The sequence below is a fragment of the Streptomyces sp. NPDC046261 genome (assembly GCF_040646235.1).
GTDB lineage: Bacteria > Actinomycetota > Actinomycetes > Streptomycetales > Streptomycetaceae > Streptomyces.
The window spans coordinates 74814-96988 of sequence record NZ_JBEYZU010000016.1 but is presented as its reverse complement, the minus strand read 5'-3'; the positions used below and the strand labels follow the sequence as shown (position 1 = coordinate 96988).

The 22175-nt window shown below is 71.7% G+C and carries 21 protein-coding genes; 8 read left to right on the top strand and 13 right to left on the bottom strand.

The window, feature by feature from the left end; genetic code table 11:
* Window positions 1–205: 205 nt before the first annotated feature.
* Together ABZ956_RS24285 and ABZ956_RS24280 are read left to right on the top strand one after the other, a co-directional pair.
* Window positions 206–883, top strand: coding sequence for a hypothetical protein (locus tag ABZ956_RS24285; RefSeq protein WP_361897404.1), 678 nt, complete (start codon window positions 206–208; stop codon window positions 881–883).
* Window positions 880–2064, top strand: a complete 1185-nt coding sequence (locus ABZ956_RS24280) for a glutamate dehydrogenase (protein WP_361897402.1) — start codon at window positions 880–882, stop codon at window positions 2062–2064. The genes ABZ956_RS24285 and ABZ956_RS24280 overlap by 4 nt, the downstream gene beginning before the upstream one ends.
* Window positions 2065–2078: 14 nt before the next feature.
* Here the strand turns inward: ABZ956_RS24280 and ABZ956_RS24275 are convergent, their stop codons facing one another.
* Window positions 2079–3425 (bottom strand): cytochrome P450, encoded by a 1347-nt coding sequence (locus tag ABZ956_RS24275; RefSeq protein WP_361897400.1) that lies wholly within the window; start codon window positions 3423–3425, stop codon window positions 2079–2081.
* A 223-nt stretch (window positions 3426–3648) separates the two neighbouring features.
* On the opposite strand from ABZ956_RS24275, the gene ABZ956_RS24270 reads away from it, so the two are divergent.
* Window positions 3649–4254, top strand: coding sequence for a GNAT family N-acetyltransferase (locus tag ABZ956_RS24270; protein ID WP_361897397.1), 606 nt, complete (start codon window positions 3649–3651; stop codon window positions 4252–4254).
* Window positions 4255–4446: 192 nt separating this feature from the next.
* The gene (locus tag ABZ956_RS24265; RefSeq protein ID WP_361897394.1) at window positions 4447–5316 is read left to right on the top strand and encodes a hypothetical protein; all 870 of its coding nucleotides are present in this window, start codon (window positions 4447–4449) and stop codon (window positions 5314–5316) included.
* A 39-nt stretch (window positions 5317–5355) separates the two neighbouring features.
* Here the strand turns inward: ABZ956_RS24265 and ABZ956_RS24260 are convergent, their stop codons facing one another.
* Window positions 5356–5808: a VOC family protein gene (locus tag ABZ956_RS24260; protein ID WP_361897391.1), complete on the bottom strand. Its 453-nt coding sequence runs from the start codon at window positions 5806–5808 to the stop codon at window positions 5356–5358.
* A 21-nt stretch (window positions 5809–5829) separates the two neighbouring features.
* Between ABZ956_RS24260 and ABZ956_RS24255 the strand changes: the two genes are divergently transcribed.
* The 4 genes from ABZ956_RS24255 to ABZ956_RS24240 all read left to right on the top strand — a co-directional run bounded on the left by ABZ956_RS24255 (window position 5830) and on the right by ABZ956_RS24240 (window position 9447).
* A complete protein-coding gene (locus ABZ956_RS24255) occupies window positions 5830–6432 on the top strand; it encodes a CGNR zinc finger domain-containing protein (protein ID WP_361897388.1) in 603 nt (200 codons plus the stop codon).
* Between the two features lie 5 nt (window positions 6433–6437).
* Window positions 6438–6833 (top strand): SRPBCC domain-containing protein, encoded by a 396-nt coding sequence (locus ABZ956_RS24250; protein ID WP_361897385.1) that lies wholly within the window; start codon window positions 6438–6440, stop codon window positions 6831–6833.
* 285 nt (window positions 6834–7118) lie between these two features.
* On the top strand, window positions 7119–7739 hold the full coding sequence (locus ABZ956_RS24245) for a hypothetical protein (protein ID WP_361897382.1): 621 nt from the start codon (window positions 7119–7121) through the stop codon (window positions 7737–7739).
* Window positions 7740–7950: 211 nt separating this feature from the next.
* Window positions 7951–9447: an FAD-binding oxidoreductase gene (locus tag ABZ956_RS24240; protein ID WP_361897380.1), complete on the top strand. Its 1497-nt coding sequence runs from the start codon at window positions 7951–7953 to the stop codon at window positions 9445–9447.
* Window positions 9448–9651: 204 nt separating this feature from the next.
* Here the strand turns inward: ABZ956_RS24240 and ABZ956_RS24235 are convergent, their stop codons facing one another.
* From ABZ956_RS24235 to ABZ956_RS24185, 11 genes are all read right to left on the bottom strand, one after another.
* On the bottom strand, window positions 9652–10923 hold the full coding sequence (locus tag ABZ956_RS24235; RefSeq protein ID WP_361897377.1) for a phosphatase PAP2 family protein: 1272 nt from the start codon (window positions 10921–10923) through the stop codon (window positions 9652–9654).
* 359 nt (window positions 10924–11282) lie between these two features.
* On the bottom strand, window positions 11283–12113 hold the full coding sequence (locus ABZ956_RS24230) for a glycerophosphodiester phosphodiesterase family protein (RefSeq protein WP_361897374.1): 831 nt from the start codon (window positions 12111–12113) through the stop codon (window positions 11283–11285).
* Window positions 12114–12350: 237 nt separating this feature from the next.
* Window positions 12351–13205, bottom strand: coding sequence for a hypothetical protein (locus tag ABZ956_RS24225; protein WP_361897371.1), 855 nt, complete (start codon window positions 13203–13205; stop codon window positions 12351–12353).
* An 11-nt stretch (window positions 13206–13216) separates the two neighbouring features.
* Complete coding sequence (locus ABZ956_RS24220; RefSeq protein WP_361897368.1) at window positions 13217–13789, bottom strand: papain-like cysteine protease family protein; 573 nt, start codon at window positions 13787–13789, stop codon at window positions 13217–13219.
* Window positions 13790–13928: 139 nt separating this feature from the next.
* Window positions 13929–14198 (bottom strand): acyl carrier protein, encoded by a 270-nt coding sequence (locus tag ABZ956_RS24215; RefSeq protein WP_361897365.1) that lies wholly within the window; start codon window positions 14196–14198, stop codon window positions 13929–13931.
* Window positions 14195–15193: a beta-ketoacyl synthase N-terminal-like domain-containing protein gene (locus tag ABZ956_RS24210; RefSeq protein ID WP_361897362.1), complete on the bottom strand. Its 999-nt coding sequence runs from the start codon at window positions 15191–15193 to the stop codon at window positions 14195–14197. The genes ABZ956_RS24215 and ABZ956_RS24210 overlap by 4 nt, the downstream gene beginning before the upstream one ends.
* Window positions 15190–16341 (bottom strand): beta-ketoacyl-[acyl-carrier-protein] synthase family protein, encoded by a 1152-nt coding sequence (locus ABZ956_RS24205; RefSeq protein ID WP_361897359.1) that lies wholly within the window; start codon window positions 16339–16341, stop codon window positions 15190–15192. Before ABZ956_RS24205 ends, ABZ956_RS24210 begins: the two co-directional genes overlap by 4 nt.
* Window positions 16338–17348 (bottom strand): beta-ketoacyl synthase N-terminal-like domain-containing protein, encoded by a 1011-nt coding sequence (locus tag ABZ956_RS24200; RefSeq protein ID WP_361897356.1) that lies wholly within the window; start codon window positions 17346–17348, stop codon window positions 16338–16340. The genes ABZ956_RS24205 and ABZ956_RS24200 overlap by 4 nt, the downstream gene beginning before the upstream one ends.
* Window positions 17345–18484, bottom strand: a complete 1140-nt coding sequence (locus ABZ956_RS24195) for a beta-ketoacyl synthase N-terminal-like domain-containing protein (protein WP_361897353.1) — start codon at window positions 18482–18484, stop codon at window positions 17345–17347. The genes ABZ956_RS24200 and ABZ956_RS24195 overlap by 4 nt, the downstream gene beginning before the upstream one ends.
* Window positions 18481–21018, bottom strand: coding sequence for a beta-ketoacyl synthase N-terminal-like domain-containing protein (locus ABZ956_RS24190; RefSeq protein ID WP_361897350.1), 2538 nt, complete (start codon window positions 21016–21018; stop codon window positions 18481–18483). Before ABZ956_RS24190 ends, ABZ956_RS24195 begins: the two co-directional genes overlap by 4 nt.
* Window positions 21015–22166: an OzmP gene (locus ABZ956_RS24185; RefSeq protein ID WP_361897348.1), complete on the bottom strand. Its 1152-nt coding sequence runs from the start codon at window positions 22164–22166 to the stop codon at window positions 21015–21017. Before ABZ956_RS24185 ends, ABZ956_RS24190 begins: the two co-directional genes overlap by 4 nt.
* Window positions 22167–22175 lie beyond the last annotated feature (9 nt).

Sequence of the window (22175 nt, the reverse complement as noted above, 5' to 3'; positions counted from 1 at the left end):
GTGTTCACCCGCTCCAGTCCGGCAGGCCGCTCAACCTCGCCTCGGTGTTCCTGTTCACCCGGCCGGCCCGCCTGGGGTAGTCCCCGGTCCGGCGGCGTGGTCGCGTGGAGGAGGGCCGGCCCGTGCAGGACGGAGGGCCGGAGTCGGTGGAGTCGATGTGCCGGCACTCCATGTGTACGTCATGTGTACGTCGACAGGAGTCGTCATGTCCTTGTACCGGAGCCGTGTCGTGGCCCTGGGCTGTGCGGTCGCCGCTGTGGGCTGGGCTCTGTCCTGGGTCGGGGCGGCTACGGGGGTCACTCCTAGCGTGCTGCCCGCTCCACAGGTGAAGGTCGGCAAGGCGGAGACGGATCTGTGTCCTACGGCAGCCGTCGCCAAGGCGCTGGCCGACCAGGGGGTGACGCTCGGCGCCAGGAGCCCGGCGGTGATGGCCTACGTCGGCGGTCGCCCGTGCGTGCGCCTGCCGATAACGCGGGGCCAGTTCGCGCTGGACATCAGCGCGGGATCGGTACCGGCCGACGGCGGCGTCACCTTCACGAAGTCCACGGGCCGGACCCTGTCCTTCACGGAACTGGTGTTTGACTTCGGCACGCGTAAGACCGTCGGAAGGGCCACCATCGAGGGCCCCAGGGCCGGCGGGGCGCGGCAGCAGCCGGTCGAACTGTTCACCCTGGACTTTCAGCTGGACAAGACCAAGGTCGACCTCGTCAACGGCACGGCGGAGGGCGCTGCGGCCCTGGGCCTGAGCCCGGGCGGGGACAACGCGCTCAAGGACGCCTTCGGTACCAGCCCGCTGCCTGCCCAGGGCACGGTGTTCGACGCCACCGCCGGCGGTGACGTGACCCAGGTGGCGCAGGCGCTGTCCCTAGCCCTGCTGTCATGACCGGCATGGGTGGCGGCGTCCTGGCCCCGGCGGTCGGCGGCATCCCGCAAGGGCCCGTCGTGGACGGCATCCGTGTGGAGATCCCGCCGCGGTACTGTCCACTGCCCTCCGCCGAGCACCCGGACGCCGACCGGCTGAACGCGCGGGCGGCGGCCTGGGTCAACGGGTACGGACTGTGCCGGGGCGGGGCGCAACGCGTGCGGATGACCGGCAACGACTGTGCGGGCTTCTACGGGCGGATCATGCCCCGGGCGCCGGCCGGTCGGCTCCAGGTCGCCGTGGACTGGTGCGTGCTGATGTTCGCCTTCGACGACCTGCACTGCGACGAGGGACCCGCGAGCGTGCGTGCCGGCGACTTCAGCGGCTTCGCCACGCGTCTGCTGCGCGTGCTGGAAGCACCGGGAACGGCGCCGGGAATGGCACCGGGTACGGCACCGGGTACGGCACCGGGCGGATCCGTGGCCCCGTTCCTCGCCGCAACGGGCGACCTGGCGGCGCGCTGCCGCGCGGAGGGCACGCCGGTGCAGGTCCGACGCGTGGTGGAGGGGCACCGCGCCTGGTTCCTCGGCGTGTTGTGGGAGTTCGGCTGCCGCCTGCGGGACCGTACGCCGTCGCTCGACGACTACGCCCACATGCGGCAGCACAGCGCGGCCGGCACCGCGACCACCAGTTGGATGGAGATCATCGACAGGGCGGAGATCCCCGGCTGGGTGATGGACTCGCCCGCGGTGCGCGCCCTGGACGAGCTGGCCCTCACCATCGCTGCCTTCGACGACGACCTGTTCTCCTACGGCAAGGAACGCTGGCTGGCCGCCCGCGACCCGCGGCCCTCGCGGTGCCGGCTGAACCTCATCGACGTCCTGGCCGCCGAACGCGGCCTCGGCTTCGAAGAGGCCATGGCCGAGGCTGTGGACCTGTGCAACCGCCTGACCCTGCGCTTCGTCCGGCTGCGGGACCAGGTGCTGTCCCGGGCTTGTGAGCCGCTGCGGTTGCACCTCGATCATCTCTCCCACCTGATCCGGGGGAACATCGAATGGGGGTTGCGAGCCGGCCGCTACACCAATCCTGACGGCCGGCACGCCGGAGCGGTCGTCACCACCGGCTCCTTCACCGAGGACGCACCAGACGCCGACACACCACCACCGATCCCCTCGGTGGCCTGGTGGTGGGACCGGTTCTGACGGCGTCGGCGTTGTCATCGGCGCGGTGTGAGCACCAGGTCGACCCGGTCCCGGGGCCGCAGTGCGACCGCCGCCCTGGGCACGGCTCGGCCCGGCACGGCGAACCGCAGACGACTCAGCATCGTGGCCACGACCAGCGCCGCCTCCTGAAGGAAGAACGACTGGCCGACGCACTGGTGGGGACCGTCGCCGAAGGGCAGGTATGCCAGCGGATGCCGGTCGCGTACGCGCTCCTCGGTGAACCGGTCGGGGTCGAACCGCAGCGGCTGTTCCCAGAATTCGGGCAGCCGGTGGGTCAGGTAGGGGGAGAGGACCAGCGTGGCCCCGGCCGGGACGCTCACCCCGTCGATGACGTCATCGGCGGCGGCGGTCCGTGGCACCGCCCACGCCACCGCGTGCAGGCGGCAGACCTCGGCCAGAACGCGCCGGGTGAGTACCAGTTCCCGTACGTGTTCGCGCCGGGGCGGTCCGCCACGCAGCACCTCGTCGGCCTCTCGGCGGAGCTCCGCCACGATCCCGGGTTCGGACTCCAGCGCGACCCAGAGCCAGGTCAGGGTCAGCGCGCTGGACTCCGAACCCGCCACGAACAGGGCCACGATGTCCTGGGCGATGTGCTCGTCGCTCAGCGGCCGGCCGTCCGTGCGCCCGCCCTCGAGCAGCAGGCTCATCAGGTCCGGACCGCTTCGGGGAGTGTGCCGTGCCCGGCGGATCAGCGGCAGCAGGATCTCGTCGACCGTACGGGTGGCGCGCCCGAACGCGCGGTCACCCGGCAGCGGCACCGCGAGCGGTACGAAGGGCAGCGCCATCCGCCACAACAGCGAGCCGAAGGCGACGGTGACCGCCGCGGCGAGCCGGTCGCACTGCGCCTGGGGGATGCGCGAGCCGAAGAACACCGGGTTGATGATCCGCAGCACGATGCGGGTCATCTCGACCAGCGCGTCCACTGTCGCGCCGGCCGCCACGCGCTTCTCCAGATCCGCCACAGCACCGGCGATCGAGGGGGCCGTCGTGTCGGCGGCAGTGTGTGCGGAACGGCCCGACAGCGCCTTGCACCAGAGGCGACGGCTCGCCTGCCACTGGGGTCCCTCGCCGGCGATGCCCAGCCCCGTCAGCCGGCTCATCGGCTTCCACATCATCGCGCCCCGCCGGTAGTTCTCGCCGCGGTCGCGCAGTACGTGCCGCAGATGGTCGGGATGGATGACCAGGAAGGGTCGGAAGGCACCCAGGTCCACTCGGGTCAGCGTGCCCTGCGCCTGCCGGCCGGTACGTTCCATCAGCCCCAGCGGACCGCCCTCGCGCAGTCCGCCGAGAACCCTCCACAGGGAAACGGTGTGCAGCCGACTGTCGGCACGAATCGGCATGGCATCGCTCTTTCACGTCGTGGCGTGGCGTGGCGTGGCCTGGCGTGGGGTAACACGGCCACCTCAAGGGCCAGACAGTGAGCCTATGTACCTTCATGGTCTTTGTTCGGCCCGACACCCTGACGACGTCGCAGCCGGCGGCCGGTCGTCCGGCTCAACGCCGTCCGGGGAATCGGCAGAACGACCGATGGGCCGGAAGGATCTTGGATCTTACGTTGGGCGCATGCAGTCACCGAACACACCCATGCCGATCGAGATCGGCGACACTCCTGAGGTCACACGCCTCCTCGCCCGCGCCTTCGGGGACGATCCGATGATGCTGTGGCTCTTCCCCGACGAGGACGGGCGTGAGGACCGACTCGGCCAGTGGTTCGAGGTCATGCTCGCGCACAAGTACGGCCCGCTTGGTCACTGTGAACGCACCGACGGGGCAGCGGCCTTCTGGACACCGCCCGGCACGGCCGAGCAGCACCCGGACGAGGGGACGCTGGCCCGCATCAACGGGCTGCTGGGCGAGCACGCGGCCCGGCTGGGAGAAATGCTGGAACTGGTCGGCGGGGCAGCCCCTCAGGAACCGCACTGGTACCTGGCGGTGCTCGGCGCCGACCCGGCGGCCCAGGGCAACGGCCACGGCGCTGCCCTGCTGCGTTCGGGCCTGGCCAAGGCGGACGCGGCCGGACTGCCGACGCACCTCGAATCGTCGAAGCAGGCCAACATCGGTTTCTACGAGCGATTCGGGTTCACCGTCCGGGGCGAGATCCACGTACCCGGGGGCGGCCCGACCCTCTGGTCGATGTGGCGGGAGGCGCGCGGAGACGTTCGCCGGTAGGACCGGACCTGGCCGTGCGCGGGCGCGTAGTCGCCTCGTACGGGGCTGGACAGACCCGCGCCCGTAGCCGCTGGCCCGGGCCGGGGCCGGCCCTGGGGCCTGTAGGCGCGCGTCACAGTTGGCGTGTTTTGGGGACGCCACGTGCGGTTCGTCTCCCCCACCATGGGGCCCTTCCGATACTTGGGGTGGGCCATGACAGCGCACCAGTCGATATCCCGTCGTACGGCGCTCAAGAGAGCCGCCGGCGCCGCGCTCGCCGCCGGGGTGGCGTCGACGGTAGGCGGGGCAGTCACACCCGCCGCAGCCGCGGGCACGCTCCGGCTCCAGGACGTACGGGCGTATCACGGCACGTGGCTGGGGTCGTACGACGGCCGGCATGCCAAGCTGGAGATCGTGGTCCAGCAACAACCGCCCAGCAGCTACTACACGCTGTTCCTCAAGTTCAGCGAGCTGGAACGGAACGAGACCTATTCGGGGTACATCCAGAACGTTCCCCTGGGCGCACACGAGATCCGCCACATCACGCTCACCGGCCCCAGCACTCTCAGCTGGTCGAGCCTGCTCCTGCACACATGGAACTCCGACTACCTCTCCGGCACGAGCACGTGGAACGGTACGGGCTTCCCGATGTCCTTCTCCCGTTCCACCGTCGCGCCGCCCTTCGCGGCGGGCCGGCCGTTCCGGGGCTACGGGGACTGGTACTCGCCGCCCTACGGCCACTCCGAGTACGCGGGCAACATCGACGGCCGACGGGCGAAACTGGAAGTCTCGAAGTACTGGGTCAACGGCAAACCCCAGACCCAGTTCACCCTGACCGACCTGGACCGCAACACGGCCTACGCGACCACGTTCCTGGACGTGGACTTCGGCAGCTGGAGCATGGACCGCCAGCGCAATCCGCTCGCCGGGGTCACGATGAAGCCGGCCTTCCCCGGCCCCGAACCGAAAGTCATCGAGTCCCTGTACTGGCACTCCTGGAACCCCATGTACGTGAGCGGCGCGGACATCTGGCAGGGCGGCCGGTACGGCATGTCCTTCCTCCGCCAGACACCCCTGCCATAGCGCTCGTTCGCCCAAAATCCGCGACCCGTCGGACAGGCCCTAGGCCGCGCAGAACTCGTTGCCTTCGGGATCCCGCATGACCCACCAGTGCCCGGCCGGCCCTTTGTCGACCTCGCGGACGCGGGTCGCCCCCAGGTCTTCCAGGCGGGTCACCAGCTCGTCGAGGCCGCCGGGCTCGCTGTGGACGTCCAGGTGCAGACGGTTCTTGCCCGCCTTGGCCTCGGGTACGTCCTGGAAGAGCAGCCGTCGGCCGCGGCCGACGCCGCTGGTCTCGTCGAACGGGTCCTCGGGGTGGCGGATCGCGGCATAGCCGCGGAAGGTCTTGCGGCCGTGATGCTCGGTGACCGCCGCCTCGTCGATGTGGCCGGCGGCCAGCAGCTGCTCGATGAGAGCGCTGGGGTCCTCCACCTCGTACTCCAGGGCCGCCGCCCAGAAGTCCGCGAGGGCGGGGGCGTTCGTGCTGTCGATGACCAGCTTCCAACTCAGTGCCATGTAACCAGTTATATTGGTTACATGGACTCCTCCGCAAGCAAGGGACTGACGCTGCACTCGCACACCGGAGTCGCCTACCGGTTCGACCCCGGCTCGCTGTGCCTGGAACTGCTGACCACCGGCGGTCCCGGCCCCTACCGCAGGTACGAGGTCCTGCACGAGCCCGCCGACCTGGCCGCCTGGGCGGACAGATCGCGACTGACCCCGACGCCCGCGCTGGAGATCTCCGAAGCCGACGTGGCCGACATGCGGAGGCTGCGCGACGCCCTGTTCCGGGTCGTCATCGCCCACACGCGCGGCGAGCCGCACCCGCCCGGCGACCTGGACACCGTCAACGAGACAGCCGCCCGTCCGCCCCTGGCGCCCGCCATCACGCCGACCGGCCAGCGGCAGTGGGCCGGAACCCCCAGCGGTACGCAGCTGGCGGCCACTGTGGCGCGGGACGCCGTCGAGCTGCTGACCGGGCCCTTCGCGCACCGCATCCGCACCTGCGCCGCCGAGGACTGCCACCTCGTCTACGTCGACACCTCACGCCCCGGCCGCCGCCGCTGGTGCTCCATGGAGCACTGCGGCAACCGCCACAAGGTCCGGGCGCTGCGCGCCCGCCACTCCGAGGAAGGATGACCGCCGTGCCCACAGGACTCACCAAGGACGCCGGCTGGCAGATCGGCGTGTCCCGTACGCTGCCCCACCCCGCGCCCGTCGTCTGGGACTTCATCAGCAGCCCCGAAGGGCTCGCCCTCTGGCTCGGCCCCGGCGCGGTCCTCACCCCGGAACGCGGTGCCCCTTACCGGACGGCCGCGGGAGTGGCGGGCGAGGTGCGCGGCTACCGCCCGGCGGACCGCATCCGCGTCACCCACGGCACCACCACGGTCCAGGTCGCCCTCACCCCCGCCGCCGACGGGGCCCGGACGACGCTCCGCTTCCACCAGGAGCACCTGGCGAGCGCCGAAGAGCGCGAGAAGCAGCGGACGTACTGGAAGCGCGTCATGGACCAGGTCGCTGCCGCCCTCGACCGGCGGTGACGGTGGCGCGCGATTTCCGCCCCCTTGCGGAGCCGCTGCCGGTGGATGACAACTCGGAGTGTGCGCGTCCGCAGGTCATCACGTCGTGACGCCGACATGGCGGCCATTAACGATCGTGCGGTCACGGCGCCATCGAACTCGACGCGCGTGACGGGAACCCGCCAATCACGGCATTCCGGCGGTGGGGCCGGGCGGTGGCGAGCACGGTGTCCTTCTCCGTACCCGCAGGCATCACGCACGGACCGGGTCGGCTGGAGCAGCGTACGCATCGGTGAGGACGGCACGGTGCTGCTCAGCGCCTCCCACACCTACATACCCGGTGGTCACCCGCGCACGGTCACCGCGTCCTACCGCTGGACGCCCGGCACGGGGTTCCAGCGGCTGGCCCGGGCGGACGAGGGCTCCGGCGCCGTCGGCCTCAACGACGAGGGGCTGATCGTCGGGCACATCGGGAACAACCCGGTCGCCTGGCACCCCGACGGCCGCCAGGACACCTATGCCAAGTACCCGGAGCTCACCGGCCGGGCCTGGGCGCGCGGCGTCAACAACGCTGAGGTGCTCGTCGGCTGGCAGGAGAGCGCCGACCACCGGATCAGCGCACCCACCAGGTGGAACGCCCCCGACGACCCGCAGACCCTCCCCGACCTGGGATTCGGCGGGCGCGCCGGGGCGATCAACGACCGTGGCTGGATCGTCGGCGAGGTGTGGACATCGGCAGGCGAAACCCGGTCCGTGCCCGTGGTGTGGGATCCGCGCGGTGAGGTGCACCGGCTGGATGAGGTACTCGACCTGCCGAGCGGCCTGACGCTGGAGTCGGCCGAACAGATCAACGACCGCCGTCAGCTGGTGGTGCGGACCCGTAACGCCGCCAACGCCCCGGTGATCCTGGTGGCCCAGCTCGCCTGAAGGCCGCCACTGGTCAACTATCAGCAATGTTGTGCAGCGGGGAGCGTGGACCGCCCGTTCCTCGTCGGCCGGGCGCCGATCGGGTGAGGCACTGCCCGGTGGCAGGGGGACGCGCTCCGTGGGAGGGAGCATCACCATGCGACGGCGGACCGGCCACGCAGCCTGGTGAGGGTGGACCGGCCGAAGGAACGACTCCGGTGAAGGAGGACGCGTGGCCGCTGTGCCGAGCGCCGATGTGGCGGTGGTGGGCAATGGGGCGCTGGGGTTGTCGGTGGCGGTGGAGGTCGCACGGAGGGCGCCATCGCTTCGCGTCGTGGTGATCGGGCCACCCGGCCGGCCCGACGGGGCCAGCGCAGCGGCGGGGGCGATGCTCAACTGCTTCGCGGAGGTGACCGCCGCGACGGCCGGGCACGCGGCTCGGCAGGCGAAGTTCTCTCTGGCTCGCCGTGCACTGTTGGCCTGGCCTGCCTGGCGGGACATGCTCGCCGACACGGCCGGCCCCACCGCGGGCAATTCCCTGCTCGGTTCGGTCACCGAAGGCACGGTCGTCGTGCTCGGCGGAGCATCCGGCCGGATCGCCGACGACAACTTCGCCGCCATCGGTGCCGCACTGGCCCAATACGGCGAACCGCACGAGGAGGTCGACCCCGGCAGCGTGCCGGGGCTGAACCCGCGAGTCTCGGCGCGTCCGCTGCGGGCGATGTATCTGCCGCAGGAGGGGGCGGTGGACGCCCGAAGCGTACTGGCGGCGCTGGAGGCCGCGGCCGGCGCTCATGGGGTGCGGCTGATGCCGCAGGCCGCCCAGGCTTTGCGGGCCGGCGCCGGCGCGGTCAGCGGGGTGCGGCTGGCCGACGGTGAGGTGCTGGCAACGGGGACGGTAGTGCTGGCGGCGGGCAGTTCCAGCGGCGACCTGGTCAGAACCGTGCTGCCGCCAGGCGCGGTTCCACCCTTGCTGCATGCCACCGGTCTGGCCGTAGTGACCCGGCGCGTCCTGCCCGGCGGCGCACCTCAGGTCATCCGTACCCCGAACCGGGCTGCCTCCTGCGGACTGCACGTAGTACCGCTGCCGGAGGGACGCCAGTATGTGGGAGCCACCAGCGTCCTTTCCGTCGAACCCCCGGTGGGCCCGGAGCTGGGTATGGTCGCGGACCTGCTGCGAGCAGCGTGTGAGCAGGTCGATCAGGGGCTCGCCGCCTCGCATGTGGAGACCTGGTTGTGCGGTCGGCGCCCGGTGCCGCTGGACGGCTTTCCTCTGCTGGGCCCCTCTGCCTCGCTCGAGGGCCTGCTGTGGGCCGGCGGCACCTATCGCGACGGATTCCACTGTTCCCCGTTGATCGCCCGCCACCTGGCCGATGTCCTTCTCGGCACAGCCGACGACGACAAGGACTTCGCCTGGTTCCTGCCGGAGCGCCTGCCCCTGCAGACCACGACCGTGCCCGAGGCGATCCACGATGCCGTCGCCCATGGCGTCGACGCCATGCAGGAGCATGACCTGCGCCTGCCCTGCGCCTTGGGTGACGCCCCGGTCGCGGAGTTCCTACGGCAGCGTGCTGAGCGGCTGTACGCCCGTCTGGACCACGCGGTCGCGCTCCCACCGGAGATCATTCTGTCGCCGCTGATCCTGGACTACCGCGATGCGTCCGGTCTCCGGCTGGAGGAGTGGCTGCAGGACTACCTGCGCGCGGCCCATGCCCACCACGCGCTCTAGCCCTGGACCCGTCCGCGGTTCCACTCCTACGCCGTCGGCCTTGGCCGATCGGCAGCCGGGGCGACCGCCGGCCGGTGACGTGCGCCCCTCGCAAGCTGGCGGAAGTGGAGACAAGAGGAAACGGGCGGTGGTCGCCAGGGGCGTCAGCGGCGGGAGGCCGGCCGCATCGGCCCCTGGCGGGGCGCAAGGCTGAAGGCAGCCTGCTCAGATGAGTTCGGGTTGCGCTTTCGGTCGCCGCGTCGGGGCGGCCTTCGCCGTCTGCGGTTCCCAGCGTTTGGTGGTCCGTATGTATCCGTAGATCACTGAGATCATCGCCAGAATCAGCAGCGGTCCGCATATCCACGGACGTGCGGCCATTTCCATCGACAGATAGCGATATGACACCAAGAGCGCGGTGAAGACCGTTGCGCCGTAAGCGACCAGCTGTATTCCTGACCGGTCCCAGCCACGGTCGACCGAGCGCAGAGCCGCCTCGATGGTGAGCGTGAACACGACGCCGGCAATGAGGTCCGCGCCGTAGTGGTAGCCGAATCCCAGCGTCGCGCCGAGCGTGGCTATCAGCCAGAACGTTCCCGCGAATCGCAGAACGCGGGGGGCCTTGCGGGAATGGATGAAGATCGCCGTGGCCCACGCTGTGTGCAGGCTGGGCATGCAGTTACGAGGGGTGATCCCGTCGTACAGCATCTGCTGCGGGGTGCTGATCGGCGGCGGCGTGTTCGGCCACAGGTCGGCCACCGCCCAGTGCTCGCCGCCGGTGCCGAAGGCCCCGGTGCCGTAGGCGAAGATCGGTCCGACCACCGGGAAGATCATGTAGATGCCCGGCCCGAGGAGGCCGATCACCAGGAACGTGCGCACCAGATGGTGGCCCGGGAAGCGGCGCTCGGCCGCCACGTGACGCAGCTGGTACAGCGCGACGACGACCGCTGCCACCGCGAGCTGGATGTAGACGTAGTCGAGGACATGGGCGCCGATCGGACCGGTGGCCTTGACGATCCGGCCCGCCAGCCACGACGGGTTGCCCAGCGCGTGATCGGCGGTCGCCACGTACTGGTCGAGCACCGCCGGGCGGGTCTTCGACGTGATGAGCAGCCAGGTGTCGCCGGTCTTGCGGCCGGCCACCAGCAGCAGGCCCAGGCCGACGCCCTTCAGCAGCAGGACGCGTTCCCGGCCGGTGCGGCGCGTGACAGCGATGACCGCACAGCCCAGAATCACCCACAACGCGCCGTTGCCGAACATCATCTTGGCGTCGACGGCCCACCGCACAAGAAAGAAGACGACGTCGATTCCGACCGCGACACCGGCCGCGACGAACCGTTGCCGCCAGGTGAGCACCACCATCATCAACGCCATACTGGCGTACAACAGCGGACCCGATTTGGGGGCGAATATCACCTCTCGCGCCTGGTTGGTCATCGGGCCCGGCAGACCGTAATGACGTGCGGCGATCTCCAGCGCGACGAGGAATCCGAGGGTCACCGTACCCGCCGTGGCCCACAGGAGCGCCCGTGGTGTACGCCCCGCGGCGAACGTGGTTCGGCAATTTATTCGCGAAAATGCCCGCGATGCTATGGATATCAATTGTTTGGTCGATTTGTTAGATGTTGATGGAATGGATTACTCATCGTGCTGAATGGCATGTTCTTCCGGTGAGGGACGGGTGATGAGGGCGATCGCTGTGAGTTCCGAACATGCTAGCGGAGTGGTGTGGGTGGGTTTCGCTGTGTTCCAGGGATCGGCTGAGCCGCGGTGGCCCGCAACGGCATGTGCCGCGCCGGGCACGAACTGCCCGGCACGGCACACCTGATGGAGGTTGACGGTGAGGTGGGGAGAAACGCTCAGGCGCACTTGCCCTTCAGCCAGTTCGTGTAGTCCTTGGTCCACGAGGTGGCGACGCGCCGGGGTGCCCGGTCGAGAGTGCTGCGCCACCGGTCGTGGTTGCCGGCGGCCGCCGGCGGCGGCTCCTGCCAGCGGACGCCGTCGACCCAGGCGGGGTGACGGGTCCGGGTGGCGGCGAGTCCCGCGGCGTCGAGGCGGCGGGCCAGCTCGGGCTTGAGGGCCGCGTTCCGCGTGTAGATCATGATTTCTTGGCCGGCTATCCGCTCCTTGACCGGGGCGATGACCTCGCGCCAGGCGCGTTCCCGGACGGTGGCGTCACCGTTGAGCAGTGACTGCCCGGCCTCCCCCTTGAGTTCCACCAGGGGAATGAGACTCTTCGCCCTCGCCGCGTCCAGCCAGTCCCGGAAGGTGTGGACGGTCTGGCCGGCATACGGGCCCCGAGTGATCGTCCGGCCCTTGAGCCGGTCGGCGCCGGTGTCCCACCGGACATCGGTGACAGCCCTGCGCGTACCGGTGAGTCCGTTCGTCGTGGCGTTGTGCCACATGACGCCCTTGGTGCCGTCCTTGGTCAGTTGCAGATCGGCCTCGACGCCGTCCGCGCCCCAGCTCTTCTGCTGGGCCAGGGCCCTGGGATTGTTGGGCTGACGGATCCGGTCCCGCTGCCAGGGGGCAGCGCCGGTCGGATAGCCCCCGTGCCCGAAGACCTGGGGACAGGCGGGCAGTGCGGCAACAGCGCCCGGCGGCGTGGACGCGACGGCGGCCGGCGCCACCGGGACGCCGAGCACCAGCGTCATGAGCGCGGCACCCGCACCCGCCTTGCTGAGTCTCATCAGATGCTTCCCCTATCTCTCCGGTATCTCTCCGGGTTCCTCCGGGCTTTCACCGGGCCGGTTGGGGAGACCTGAGCACGAAGTATCCCCACCGCCCAGTAAGTTACGAATGGGCATGAGATCAGTCCATTACACCTTCGAGCGGTTTGAGGGAGGAACGGCGCCCCTGCGCCATGGCTTCGCCCCCGGGGCAGGGGTAGCGACCGGAGCCCGGGGGCGAAGGGGGGGGGCGGTGGGTCAGGCGGACCTGGCCCGCCTGCGGCGGTGGAGCAGGACGGCGCCGCCGGCCAGGGCCAGCGCGGCGCTCGGCCCGCCCACGAGCAGCGGTGCCGAGTACGGCGACGACTGCTTCGGGATGTCCGTCGTGAAGCCGCTGGAGTATCCCTTCGTGTCGTAGTCCGAGCCCGGCTGCTTGTCGGCGTAACGGGCCTTGACCAGCTTCTGGTAGTCCGCGAGCGAGACCGAGGGCTGGCCGCCGAGGCCCTGCCGGGCGGCGTCGTTGAGCGGTTCGACGGTGGTCAGCCTCAGCTGGTAGAAGCCGCGGATCTGCGGCTCGGAGAACACCGTCGTCGTCACGTCGCCCTTGCTCGCGTAGGCGGCCTCGGTGTCGCCCTCGCGGACGGCGGCCAGGTGCCAGCCGGTCGTACCGGTCGGGGCGAGCATGACGGTGGCGGTGCGCCCGCCGGTGACGCTCACCCCGGCCACCGCGTAACCGAGCTTGATCGCTTCGGCGGCGAGGGGTTGTGCCGTCCCGGCGGCGAACGCCGGTGTGATCTCGTTCAGCGCCACGGGGTCCTTGACGGTGAACGAGGGCAGGCCGTCGCACGGGGTGGCCTTGTCGGGGATCTTCACCGGACCCTTCGTCGAGCCGTCGGGAACCGGCGCGCCCAGGAAGCGGCAGACCGCGTCCCGGGTGGCGGCCGACCTCAGGGTGTCGAGGGCCGCCTGGAGGTTGGGCAGGTCGCCCGGGCCCTTGGCCGCGGCGGCCGGCCCGACCCCCGGGAGCATCGCGGACGCGCCGAGGGCCAGGGTGACGGTCAGGCGGGAGAAGCGAGCGGCCCGCCGCACGGTGGACGTTCTTTGGTCGCGCATGGTCGCCTGCCTTAACCGGAGATGCCGATGCGGGAGTGGGTCCACTTGAACGAGCTGTTGCTCACGTAGTCGTTGTAGTTCCACCACGTGTACGTGTTGGTGTCCGGCCACGGGTCCGCCACACCGATGGTGTTGTTCGACGTGTCGTAGCCGTAGACCACGTTCATGTGGCCGCCGCCGGAGTTCCAGCCGATGCGCGCCCCGAGGGGCCGGGCGGCGTTGACGTCCGTGTGCACCTCGCTGAAGGACGCCGCGCGGGACAGGCCCGTACCGGTGTGGCTCATGCCCAGGTCGCCCCAGGCGTAGGCCATGTCCTGGAGGGTGGCGGGCTGGTTGTCGCAGCTCAGGTACGGGTCGTGTTTGGCGGCCCGGTTGCAGAAGTCGGTCTGCGTGGAGCCGTAGCCCTGGTACTTGGCGATGGTCAGCCCGGAGGCGGCCCAGCACCACTGCGACTTCTCCTGCTTGTACATGGTGATGTCGTCGTAGGCGGACTCCGCCTGTGCCGTTCCGGCGGCCGCTGTGAAGACCCCGGAAACAGCCAGTGTCAGGGTCGATGCGATGGTCGCGAACGTGAATCTGCCCATGGTCTTGCCTTCCCTTGACGGGGGCGACGAGCGGGTGTCCGGATCATCCGGTCATCCGCGATGGACAGTGATATGACACCATGACGCATATCCGGCATGTGCAGATCATGTAGAAATTGACCCGTACAGCGCCATGTTCCTATGAACGCCCTTTTCGGGAAGCGGTCTTCCGGATCAGCATCGTGTGCGCGGCACGCAGGGTCGTGGCGGCGCGCAGGTCCTCCTCGGTGACGCGGACGCCGTACTGCTCCTCGAGGGCGATCTGCATCTCCAGGGCGAGGAGGGAGTCGGCGCCCAGGTCATCGACGAAGTGGGCGTCGTCGGTGACCTCCTCCGGGTCGAGTTCGAGGGTCTCGGCGATGGTCAGGCGCAGCTTCTCCAGGTCGATGACGACGCTGTCAGGGTTCATCGTTCCTCCTGGGCGTGGTGGGTCGTGGGGTGCGGGCGCACCAGCGTCAGTGCGCAGGTGCCCTCCGGACTGGTGGTGGCCACGAGGCGGGGTGGCCCCTGGCCGGTGAGCGCGTGGATGACGTGCAGCAAGGGCAGGAGCGTGCCGCCTCCTGCCGGGACGGCGCGGGTGCGGGCGCCCAGGTGGCGCAGGTGCGCGGCCAGGGCGGTGCCCACCGGGCAGGGGTCGGTGATCAGCCGGACGGGCGGGGGACCGTCGTGGCCGTCGGGTGCGAGGAGCCGGGTGAGGGCATCGTCGACGGTGCGCCGGGCGAGGGCCCCGGACGCGTCGCCGGGGAGGAAGAAGGAGAGGGTGCGACAGGTGCCGTAGCCGGCGGCGCCGCGCGCGGCGGCCTGCGTGGAGGGTTCGAGCGCCAGCACGGCCGCGCCCGCCTCGCACGCGCCGTGGCCGGGGGCACGCCGGGGCGGCGGGGCCTCGGTGGATCCGGCCAGGAGCAGGTCGGAGCGGCCGGCGGCGACCGCTCGTGCTCCCGCGCCGAGTGCTTCGAGGGAGGCCGTGCGGGGGGAGGTCAGGGTGAGGTTCCAGCCCTTGATCCCGTGGTCCATGGCGACCCGGCCGGCGAGGGTGTTGATGGAGAAGTACGGGGCGGTCGCCGGGCCGAGCCGGGCGGCACCGGGGCCGGTGATCGTCTCGTCCATCGTGTCGATGAGAGTGGCGATGCCGTTGTTGGTGCCGACGGCCATGCCACGCCGCGCCTCGGGCACCCGGTGCCAGAGGTCCCCGGCGTCGGCCAGGGCCCTGCGGGTGGCGGCGAGCAGGTAACGGCACGAGGGCGGCACGTACTTGTAGCCGCGGGGCCCGAGCTCGGCCGCGACGTCGAACCAGGAGTCGGTGGGGTCGTGCGGCCGGTCGCCGTCCAGGTCGAGCCGGGACGGGTCGTGGCCCCAGGGACCGACGACCCCGATGCCGGTCACGACCAGCGCGTCGGCGCTCATGCCGGGCGTCCTTCCAGGACCAGTGACACGTTGTTGCCCCCGAACGCGAACGCGTTGACCATGACGTGCCGGCCGGTCAGCGCTGCCGCGTCGCCCTGCGGCAGTCTGACCGGGCACTGCGGATCCTGGCCGGCGCCGAGCGGCGGATTGGGCGGTACGGTGCGGTGGTCGAGGATGAGCGCAGCGGCGAGGGCCCCCAGTGCTCCGGCCGCCCCTGCGGTGTGGCCGATGAGAGCCTTGAGGCTGTAGAGAGGCGGCTGGTCCGGGCCGTCGCCGAAGACGGCGTCGAGAGCCCGGCTCTCCACCACGTCGTTGAGGCGGGTTCCGGTGCCGTGCGGTACGACGCAGCCCACCGATGACGCGGGGGCGCCGGCGTCGAGGAGCGCGTCGGTCATGGCCCGCCGGATCTGGGCACCCTGCGGGTCGGGCGCGGTGAGGTGGTGGGCGTCGCAGCTCCAGCCGGAGCCGGCCAGCGCGGCGTAGTGGCGTACCGCGCCGCGGGCGCGGGCGTGTTCGGCTGATTCCAGGACGAGGACGGCGGCGCCCTCACCGAAGACCGTGCCGGCGCGGTCGCGGTGGAAGGGACGGCAGGCGTACGGGTCGACGGCGCCCATGCGGTTGAAGCAGCCGAGCGCGACCCGGCTGTACGCCTCGGCACCGCCGGCCACCACGACGTCGGCCTCCCCGCAGCGGATCATGTCCGCGGCGATGCCCAGGGCGAAGCCGCCGGCGGCGCAGGCGTTGCTGACGCTCGTCGCGGCACCGCTCGCGCCGATCGCGGTGCTGACCGCGGCGGCGGCCGTGAAGGGAGGCGTGCAGGCGCGGGCGGGGTCCAGTGGCCGCTCCCACTCGTCGGCGTTGCCACCGCCGGTACCGATGACCACGTGAGCGCGGGCCAGCTGCCGGGAGTTCAGCCGCGCGTCGGCGACCGCCTCCCGGGTCGCGGCCAGCGCCAGGCGGGTGGTTCTGCCGTCGGGCCCGGGTTCGGCGGGGGCCCTGTGGATCAGCGGCAGCGGCATGCGGGCACCGGGGTCGTCGGCGCGTACCGGAAGGCTGTCCGGGGCGGCGCACAGCGCGCCCCACATGGCCGTCACCCCCGCACCGAGGCAGGAGACGGCTCCCGCTCCGGTGATCAGGACCTGCGTCATCCGTCTCCTTGTGCTGCGTCGTCATACGGTGCGGTGGTCAGCAGGACGGCGGCCGCGGCGTCGTCCACGGGCCCGCCGCCGGCCGCGGCGAGGGCGGTGTCAGGGGGAGTGGCCGTGGCGGCGAGCCAGGCGGTCGCCGCGACGCACTGGAACGCGCCGAAAGCGCCGGAGGCCGGCGGGAGGGTGCGGCCGAGGTCGAGGACGGCGGCCGCCGGCAGGCCCGGTGGCCCGCTGTCACCTCGCGTACCGCGACCGCCGGCTTCCTCTTCCGGCGGCAGCCACAGCCCGACCTTGTCGTCGCGGGCCGTCCTGGGCGTCGCCGCCGCGACGGCCCCCGCCACGTCCCGCCGCCGTGCGTACCCCGCGACCGCCGGACCGGCGCGGCGGCCGCGCCCGGCCGCGGCAGCCCGGGTCTCCAGGACGAGCGCCGCCGCGCCGTCCAGGGGCACAGGCCCCCGCGCCAGCCGCCGTACCACCGGGTCGGCGGGTTCCACGCCGATGACGAGGACGTGCCGGGCCCGCCCTGCGGCCAGGGCGAGGGCGGCCCAGCCGACCGCGTCGAGCCCGGACGTGGCGCCGTTGCACAGCATGAGGTTCACCCCGCGCAGCCCGAAGCGAATGGCCACACTGGAGGCGGTGGCGTTGCTGCAGGCGTTGGGCAGGTCCATGGTGCGCAGGCCGGCGGGCCCCTCACGGTCGAGTGTCCCGGCCACCCGGCAGACCGTCTCCAGGGTCCCCAGGTTGGAGCTGACGACGGTGCCCACCGCCGTCCCCGGCACCGTGAGGCGGCCGTCGCCGAGCAGTCCCGCGTCGGTCAGCGCGGCCGCGCCCGCCAGCAGGGCGAGCCGGGTCGCGCGGTCCTTGAAGCGTGACTGCCGTTCGTGGGGCGGCCAGGGTCCGGTTTCCGGGAAGGGATCAGGAACGGGCGCCAACAGGTCCCCGGCGCACCGTGCCCCGCGGAGCGCGACGCCGGTGCCGGTCACGACCGGGTCCGTCGGGCGGGTCATGCCGCCTTCCCCAGGATCGCCACGGCGTGGACCCCGCCGAAGCCGAAGGAGTTCACCTGCGCCACCGGCCCTTCTCCTTCGTCTCCTTCGTCTCCTCCGTCCATCCGGGATCCGGTGCTGAACCGCAACCCCGCGGCCGCCTCGATGGGCTCGCGCAGGCCCACCACGGGTGGCACCCGCGCGGTGCGCAGGCACTCGGTGGCGAGCACGGTGGACAACAGCCCCGAACAGCCGGAGGTGTGACCGGTCATCCCCTCGACCGCGGCGATCAGCGGGCCGCCGTCCCGCCCGAACACCCGGGCCAGGGCCTGCGCCTCGGCCCGGTCGTTGAGGGGCGCCCCCGTGCCCTGGGCGTGGACGAGGCCGATCCCGGCGGGCGTGACGCCGGCGCGCTCGTGAGCCTGCCGCTGCGCGCTGACGAGCCCGTCCGGATCCGGCGCGGTGACGTGGCCCGCGTCGCAGTGCAGGCCGACGGAGCGCAGTACCGCCCGGGCCGGACCGGCCCCGGGGCGGCGCAGGACCACGGCGGCGGCGCCGTCGCCGAGCAACTGGCCGGCACTGTGACGGTCGAAGGGGCGGACTTCGCGGGGAGCGCCGGGCTGCACCCGGTCGAGGAGGGCGTACATGCCGGCGGTGATGGTGTCGGCGCCCGCCACCACCACCGTCTCCGCCCGGTCGGTGGCGAGCAGGTCGGTGGCCAGGGCCAGCGCGTACAGGGAGGCGGAGCAGGCGCCGGCGAAGGTGTGGGTGTCACAGGCCCCGAAACGGTCGCGCAGCGCACGGCCGAAGTGCGGATCGACCGGGCTGGGGCGGCCGGTCAGCCAGGTGCGTTCCACAGCACGCAGGTCGCGCAGTCCGGTGCCGACCAGGACCGGGATCCCGGAGAGGTCCTCCGGCAGCGAGGCTCGTGCGAGGGCCTCCGCGACGGCCCGGCACAGCCAGTCCGCGGGCTGCTGCGGAGGGTCGGTGATCTCGAAGGCGTGCCGGGTGCGCAGCCGGGTGGTGTCGAAGGCCCGCACCCCGGCGGGTGCGCCGCGGCCCGCGCACAGCGCCTCGAAGACTTCGCGGGTGCCGGCGCCGACGCTGGTCACCAGCCCGGTTCCGGTGATCGGCCAGCCCGGCACGGTCGTCTTCATGGCGCCCGCCAGGAGGCGGCCACGTGGTCGGCCAGGTCGCGCAGGGTCGGCGGGTCGCCGAACGCGTAGGTCAGGGAGCGGCCGAGCGCGGTGCCCAGGGTGGCGACGATGTCGATGAGGATCAGGGAGTCGGCGCCGAGCTGGAAGAGGTTGTCGTCCACGCCGGGCAGCCGGCCGTCCTCCGGTTCGAGCAGGCGGGCGGCCTGGTGGCGCAGGAACTCCTGAAGGATCGCAGCGCGTTCGGCCGGGTCCGCCTCCTCGACGCGGCGGCGCAGGTCGTCGGCGCGGGCGGCGGGACCGGTGCGCCGGGAGGGTGGCTCGATCCAGTGGCGTCGCCGCTCGTAGGGGTAGGTGGGAAGGGACACCCGGCGCCGGCGGCCGGGCCCGTACCAGTGCTCCCAGCGGACGTCGGCGCCGTGCGTCCAGGCGCGGGCCAGGGCGTCGAGCAGGACTTCGGTGGCCGTCCGGCCACCGCTGCCGGACACCTCGAACGGGAGGGTGGTCAGCGCGGCTTCCTTCAGCAGGGCCTCGGTCGCCTGCTGGTCGCCCCGCGCCGCGCTCGGCCGCGTCCAGGTGCCCGGGGCACTCGCCCGGTGCGCCGGCAGCCAGCCCTCCCCGAGGCTGACCGGGAGGCCCGGTTCGACGCACGGCACGGCGGTGGCCCTGCCGGTGACGAGTGCCAGGGCGTCGCCCGGCCCGAACACCCCGGCCAGGCACCCGGCGACGGCCCGCCCGCTCCCTCGCCCCACGACCGCCCGCGGGCGCACACCCCACTCCTGGCACACCCGGGCCAGCGCGTACGGCACCACGAAGGCCGCCGTGCCGCGGTCCGCGAGCAGGGCCGCGGCGTCCGTGCGCAGCTCCCTGGCGCAGGCGTCGACCACGTCGCGGAACGCCGTCGTCTCCCCGTACAGCTCGGTGGCGTCCGGTACGTCCGTGACGTCGGGCAGGACGAACGCGAACCGTGCCGGGCTCTCGTCGGCCTGCCCGGTCCGTACCCGTTCGGGGTCCAGGATGGCCAGGCCGAGCGCGGCGTCGCCGGTGTCGGTGCACACCACGGCCCGCCGGTGGGTGTGGTGACGGCGGCCCGCCGCCAGGGTGTGCGCGACCGCGTCGAGGCCGAGGCCCGGACGACGCCGCAGGTGACGGGCCAGGTCGCCGGTGGCCCGGGCCAGCGCCTCGGGGGTGCGGGCGGAGAGCAGCAGCGGCTCGGCCGTCCGTGCCGCGGGAGCGGGCCGGGGGAGGGGCGGCTCCTGAAGGACGACATGGGCGTTGGTGCCGCCGACGCCGAACGAGCTGACACCTGCCCGCCGTGGCCCGTCCCCCTCCGGCCAGGGCGCGGTGGTGGTGCCGACGCGGAAGGGGCCCGCGGCGAAGTCGATGTCCGGGTTGGGGGTACGGAAGTGGAGGCTGGGCACGAAGGTGCGGTGCCGCAGCATCAGCACCGTCTTGATCAGGCCCGCCATGCCGGCGGCAGCGTCGAGGTGGCCCACGTTGGTCTTGACCGAGCCCAGCACGGTGCGACCGGCTCCGGTCGGGCCGAACGCCCGGTTGAGGGCGCACACTTCGACGGGGTCGCCCAGCGGGGTGCCGGTGCCGTGCGCCTCGACGTAGCCGATGGTCTCCGGCGGGCAGCCGGCGACGCGCTGGGCCTCGCGGACGGTCGTGGCCTGCCGTTCGACGCTCGGGGCGGTGAACCCGGCCTTGGCCGAGCCGTCGTTGGTCACCGCCGTCCCCTTGATCACGGCATGCACGGTGTCGCCGTCCGCCAGGGCGTCGGCCAGTGGCTTGAGGACGACGACACCCACGCCGCTGCCGAGGACCGTGCCGCGGGCGTCGGCGTCGAAGGCGCGACAGTGCCCGTCCGGCGAGAAGATCATCCCCTCCTGGTGCGGATGCCCCTCGTCCTGCGGCATCCGCAGATGGACCGCACCGGCCAGGGCCGTCCCGCATTCACCGGACAGCAGACTCAGACAGGCCAGGTGCACGGCGACCAGGGAGGTGGAGCAGGCCGTGCCGACGCTGACGCCCGGCCCGCGCAGGTCGAGCTTGTAGCAGACGCGCGTGGCCAGGTAATCCTTGTCGTTGGCGAGCATGAGCCGGTAGCGGCCGAGCGAGGACCCGGCGGCGTACCGGTCGGCAAGGTTGCCCGGCAGGTAGGTGTTCATGCCGGCGCCGGCGAAGACACCGATCTCACCGGGGTGGGTGCCCGGGTCGTACCCGGCGTCTTCCAGAGCGGCCAGCGCGCACTGAAGGAAGTGCCGGTGCTGCGGGTCGAGCAATTCCGCCTCGTCCTCCGGGATCCCGAAATGGGCGGCGTCGAACAGCTCGATGCCCTCGATGCCCTGCACCGCCCGGACGAAGCCGGGGCGCGTGACCTCGGCCGGATCGGCCCCGGCGGCCAGCAGCTCCTCCTCGGTGGGAAAGCGCACCGCCTCCCGGCCCTCCCGAAGCAGGTCCCAGAACGCCTCCACAGTGGAGGCCCCGGGGAACCCGCACGCCATTCCGATGATCGCGACGTCGCAGTCCGTCATGTCCCCGTCCCGTCGCTCCGCAGGGTGATGCCCAGCTCCGCCGCCGTCTCGCGCATGCTGAGGAACCCCTGGGCCACGAAGCGCGCCGCTTCCTCGGAGGCGTCCAACCGCGTGAAGACATCGATGAGTTCGCGCTCCTGCGCCACCGGGTCACCGCGGTCGCCCGCGATGTCGAGCACGACCCGCTTCAGCCGCTCCTCGATCGACGGCAGATCGGCGGCGCGCGGGAAGGCGATGCTGAAGGTGGAACGGTGGTGGTGCGCGTCCCGCCGCACCGAACGCCGGTGGCTGGCCGCGTTGAGCTTGTAGAACATGCAGTCCCAGTTCACATACGAGTAGTAGTTCAGCAGCGGGAAGAGGGTGCAGTGCGTCTCCATCGGCGACGAGGTGTACAGCCCCTTCGCCTTGAGCTCGGCCACGATGCGGTCCGGGTCGTAGGCGTAGCGCATGGCGATGAACGGGAAGACGATCCGCGGCAGCTCCTCCTCGTCGGCGAAGAGCACCTCCTCCAGCTCGCCGCGGAACAACTCACCGGTCAGCCGCCGCCCGAAGGTCCGGTAGAAGCCGCGCACCACCTCACGGGTGTCCGACTCCATGGTCAGGATCTGTTGCGGGTCGGCGCACAGCACGATGTACGGGATGCGGCGCCGGAAGGCGTGGAGGATTGCCCGGATGACGAAGAAGGAGCGGCAGGAGACGCACGGCAGCTTCTCGTCCAGATACGCGCCGGGCCTGGCGGGGGTGCGGTTGAAGACCTCCCGCATCATCGCCTTGATGTTGTCGTCGTCGGAGTCCAGGACGAACGTCGCGGGGATCCGCTCCCTGGCCAGCCGGATGTTCTCGGCCGTGTGCGCGCTCTCGAAGGGCACGTCGAAGGTGTAGGCGAGCACCCGTTTGCCGTATTCGTTGACGAACTTGTCCAGCATGTAGGTGCTGTCCTTGCCGCCGCTGTACATGAACAGGCAGTCATGGTCGGCGTGCGGGTCGGGACTGCTGCGGGTGAACTCCTCGAAGGTCCGCCGGGTGTAGGCGAAGTTCTCCATCAGCTCCCCGGCGATGTCGAGCTTGCACAGGCTGCACACTCCGTCATCGCCGAGAGCGACCCCGGGATGGCTGTCCTTCAGGGCGCAGACGGTGCATATGGGCATGCGCTTCTC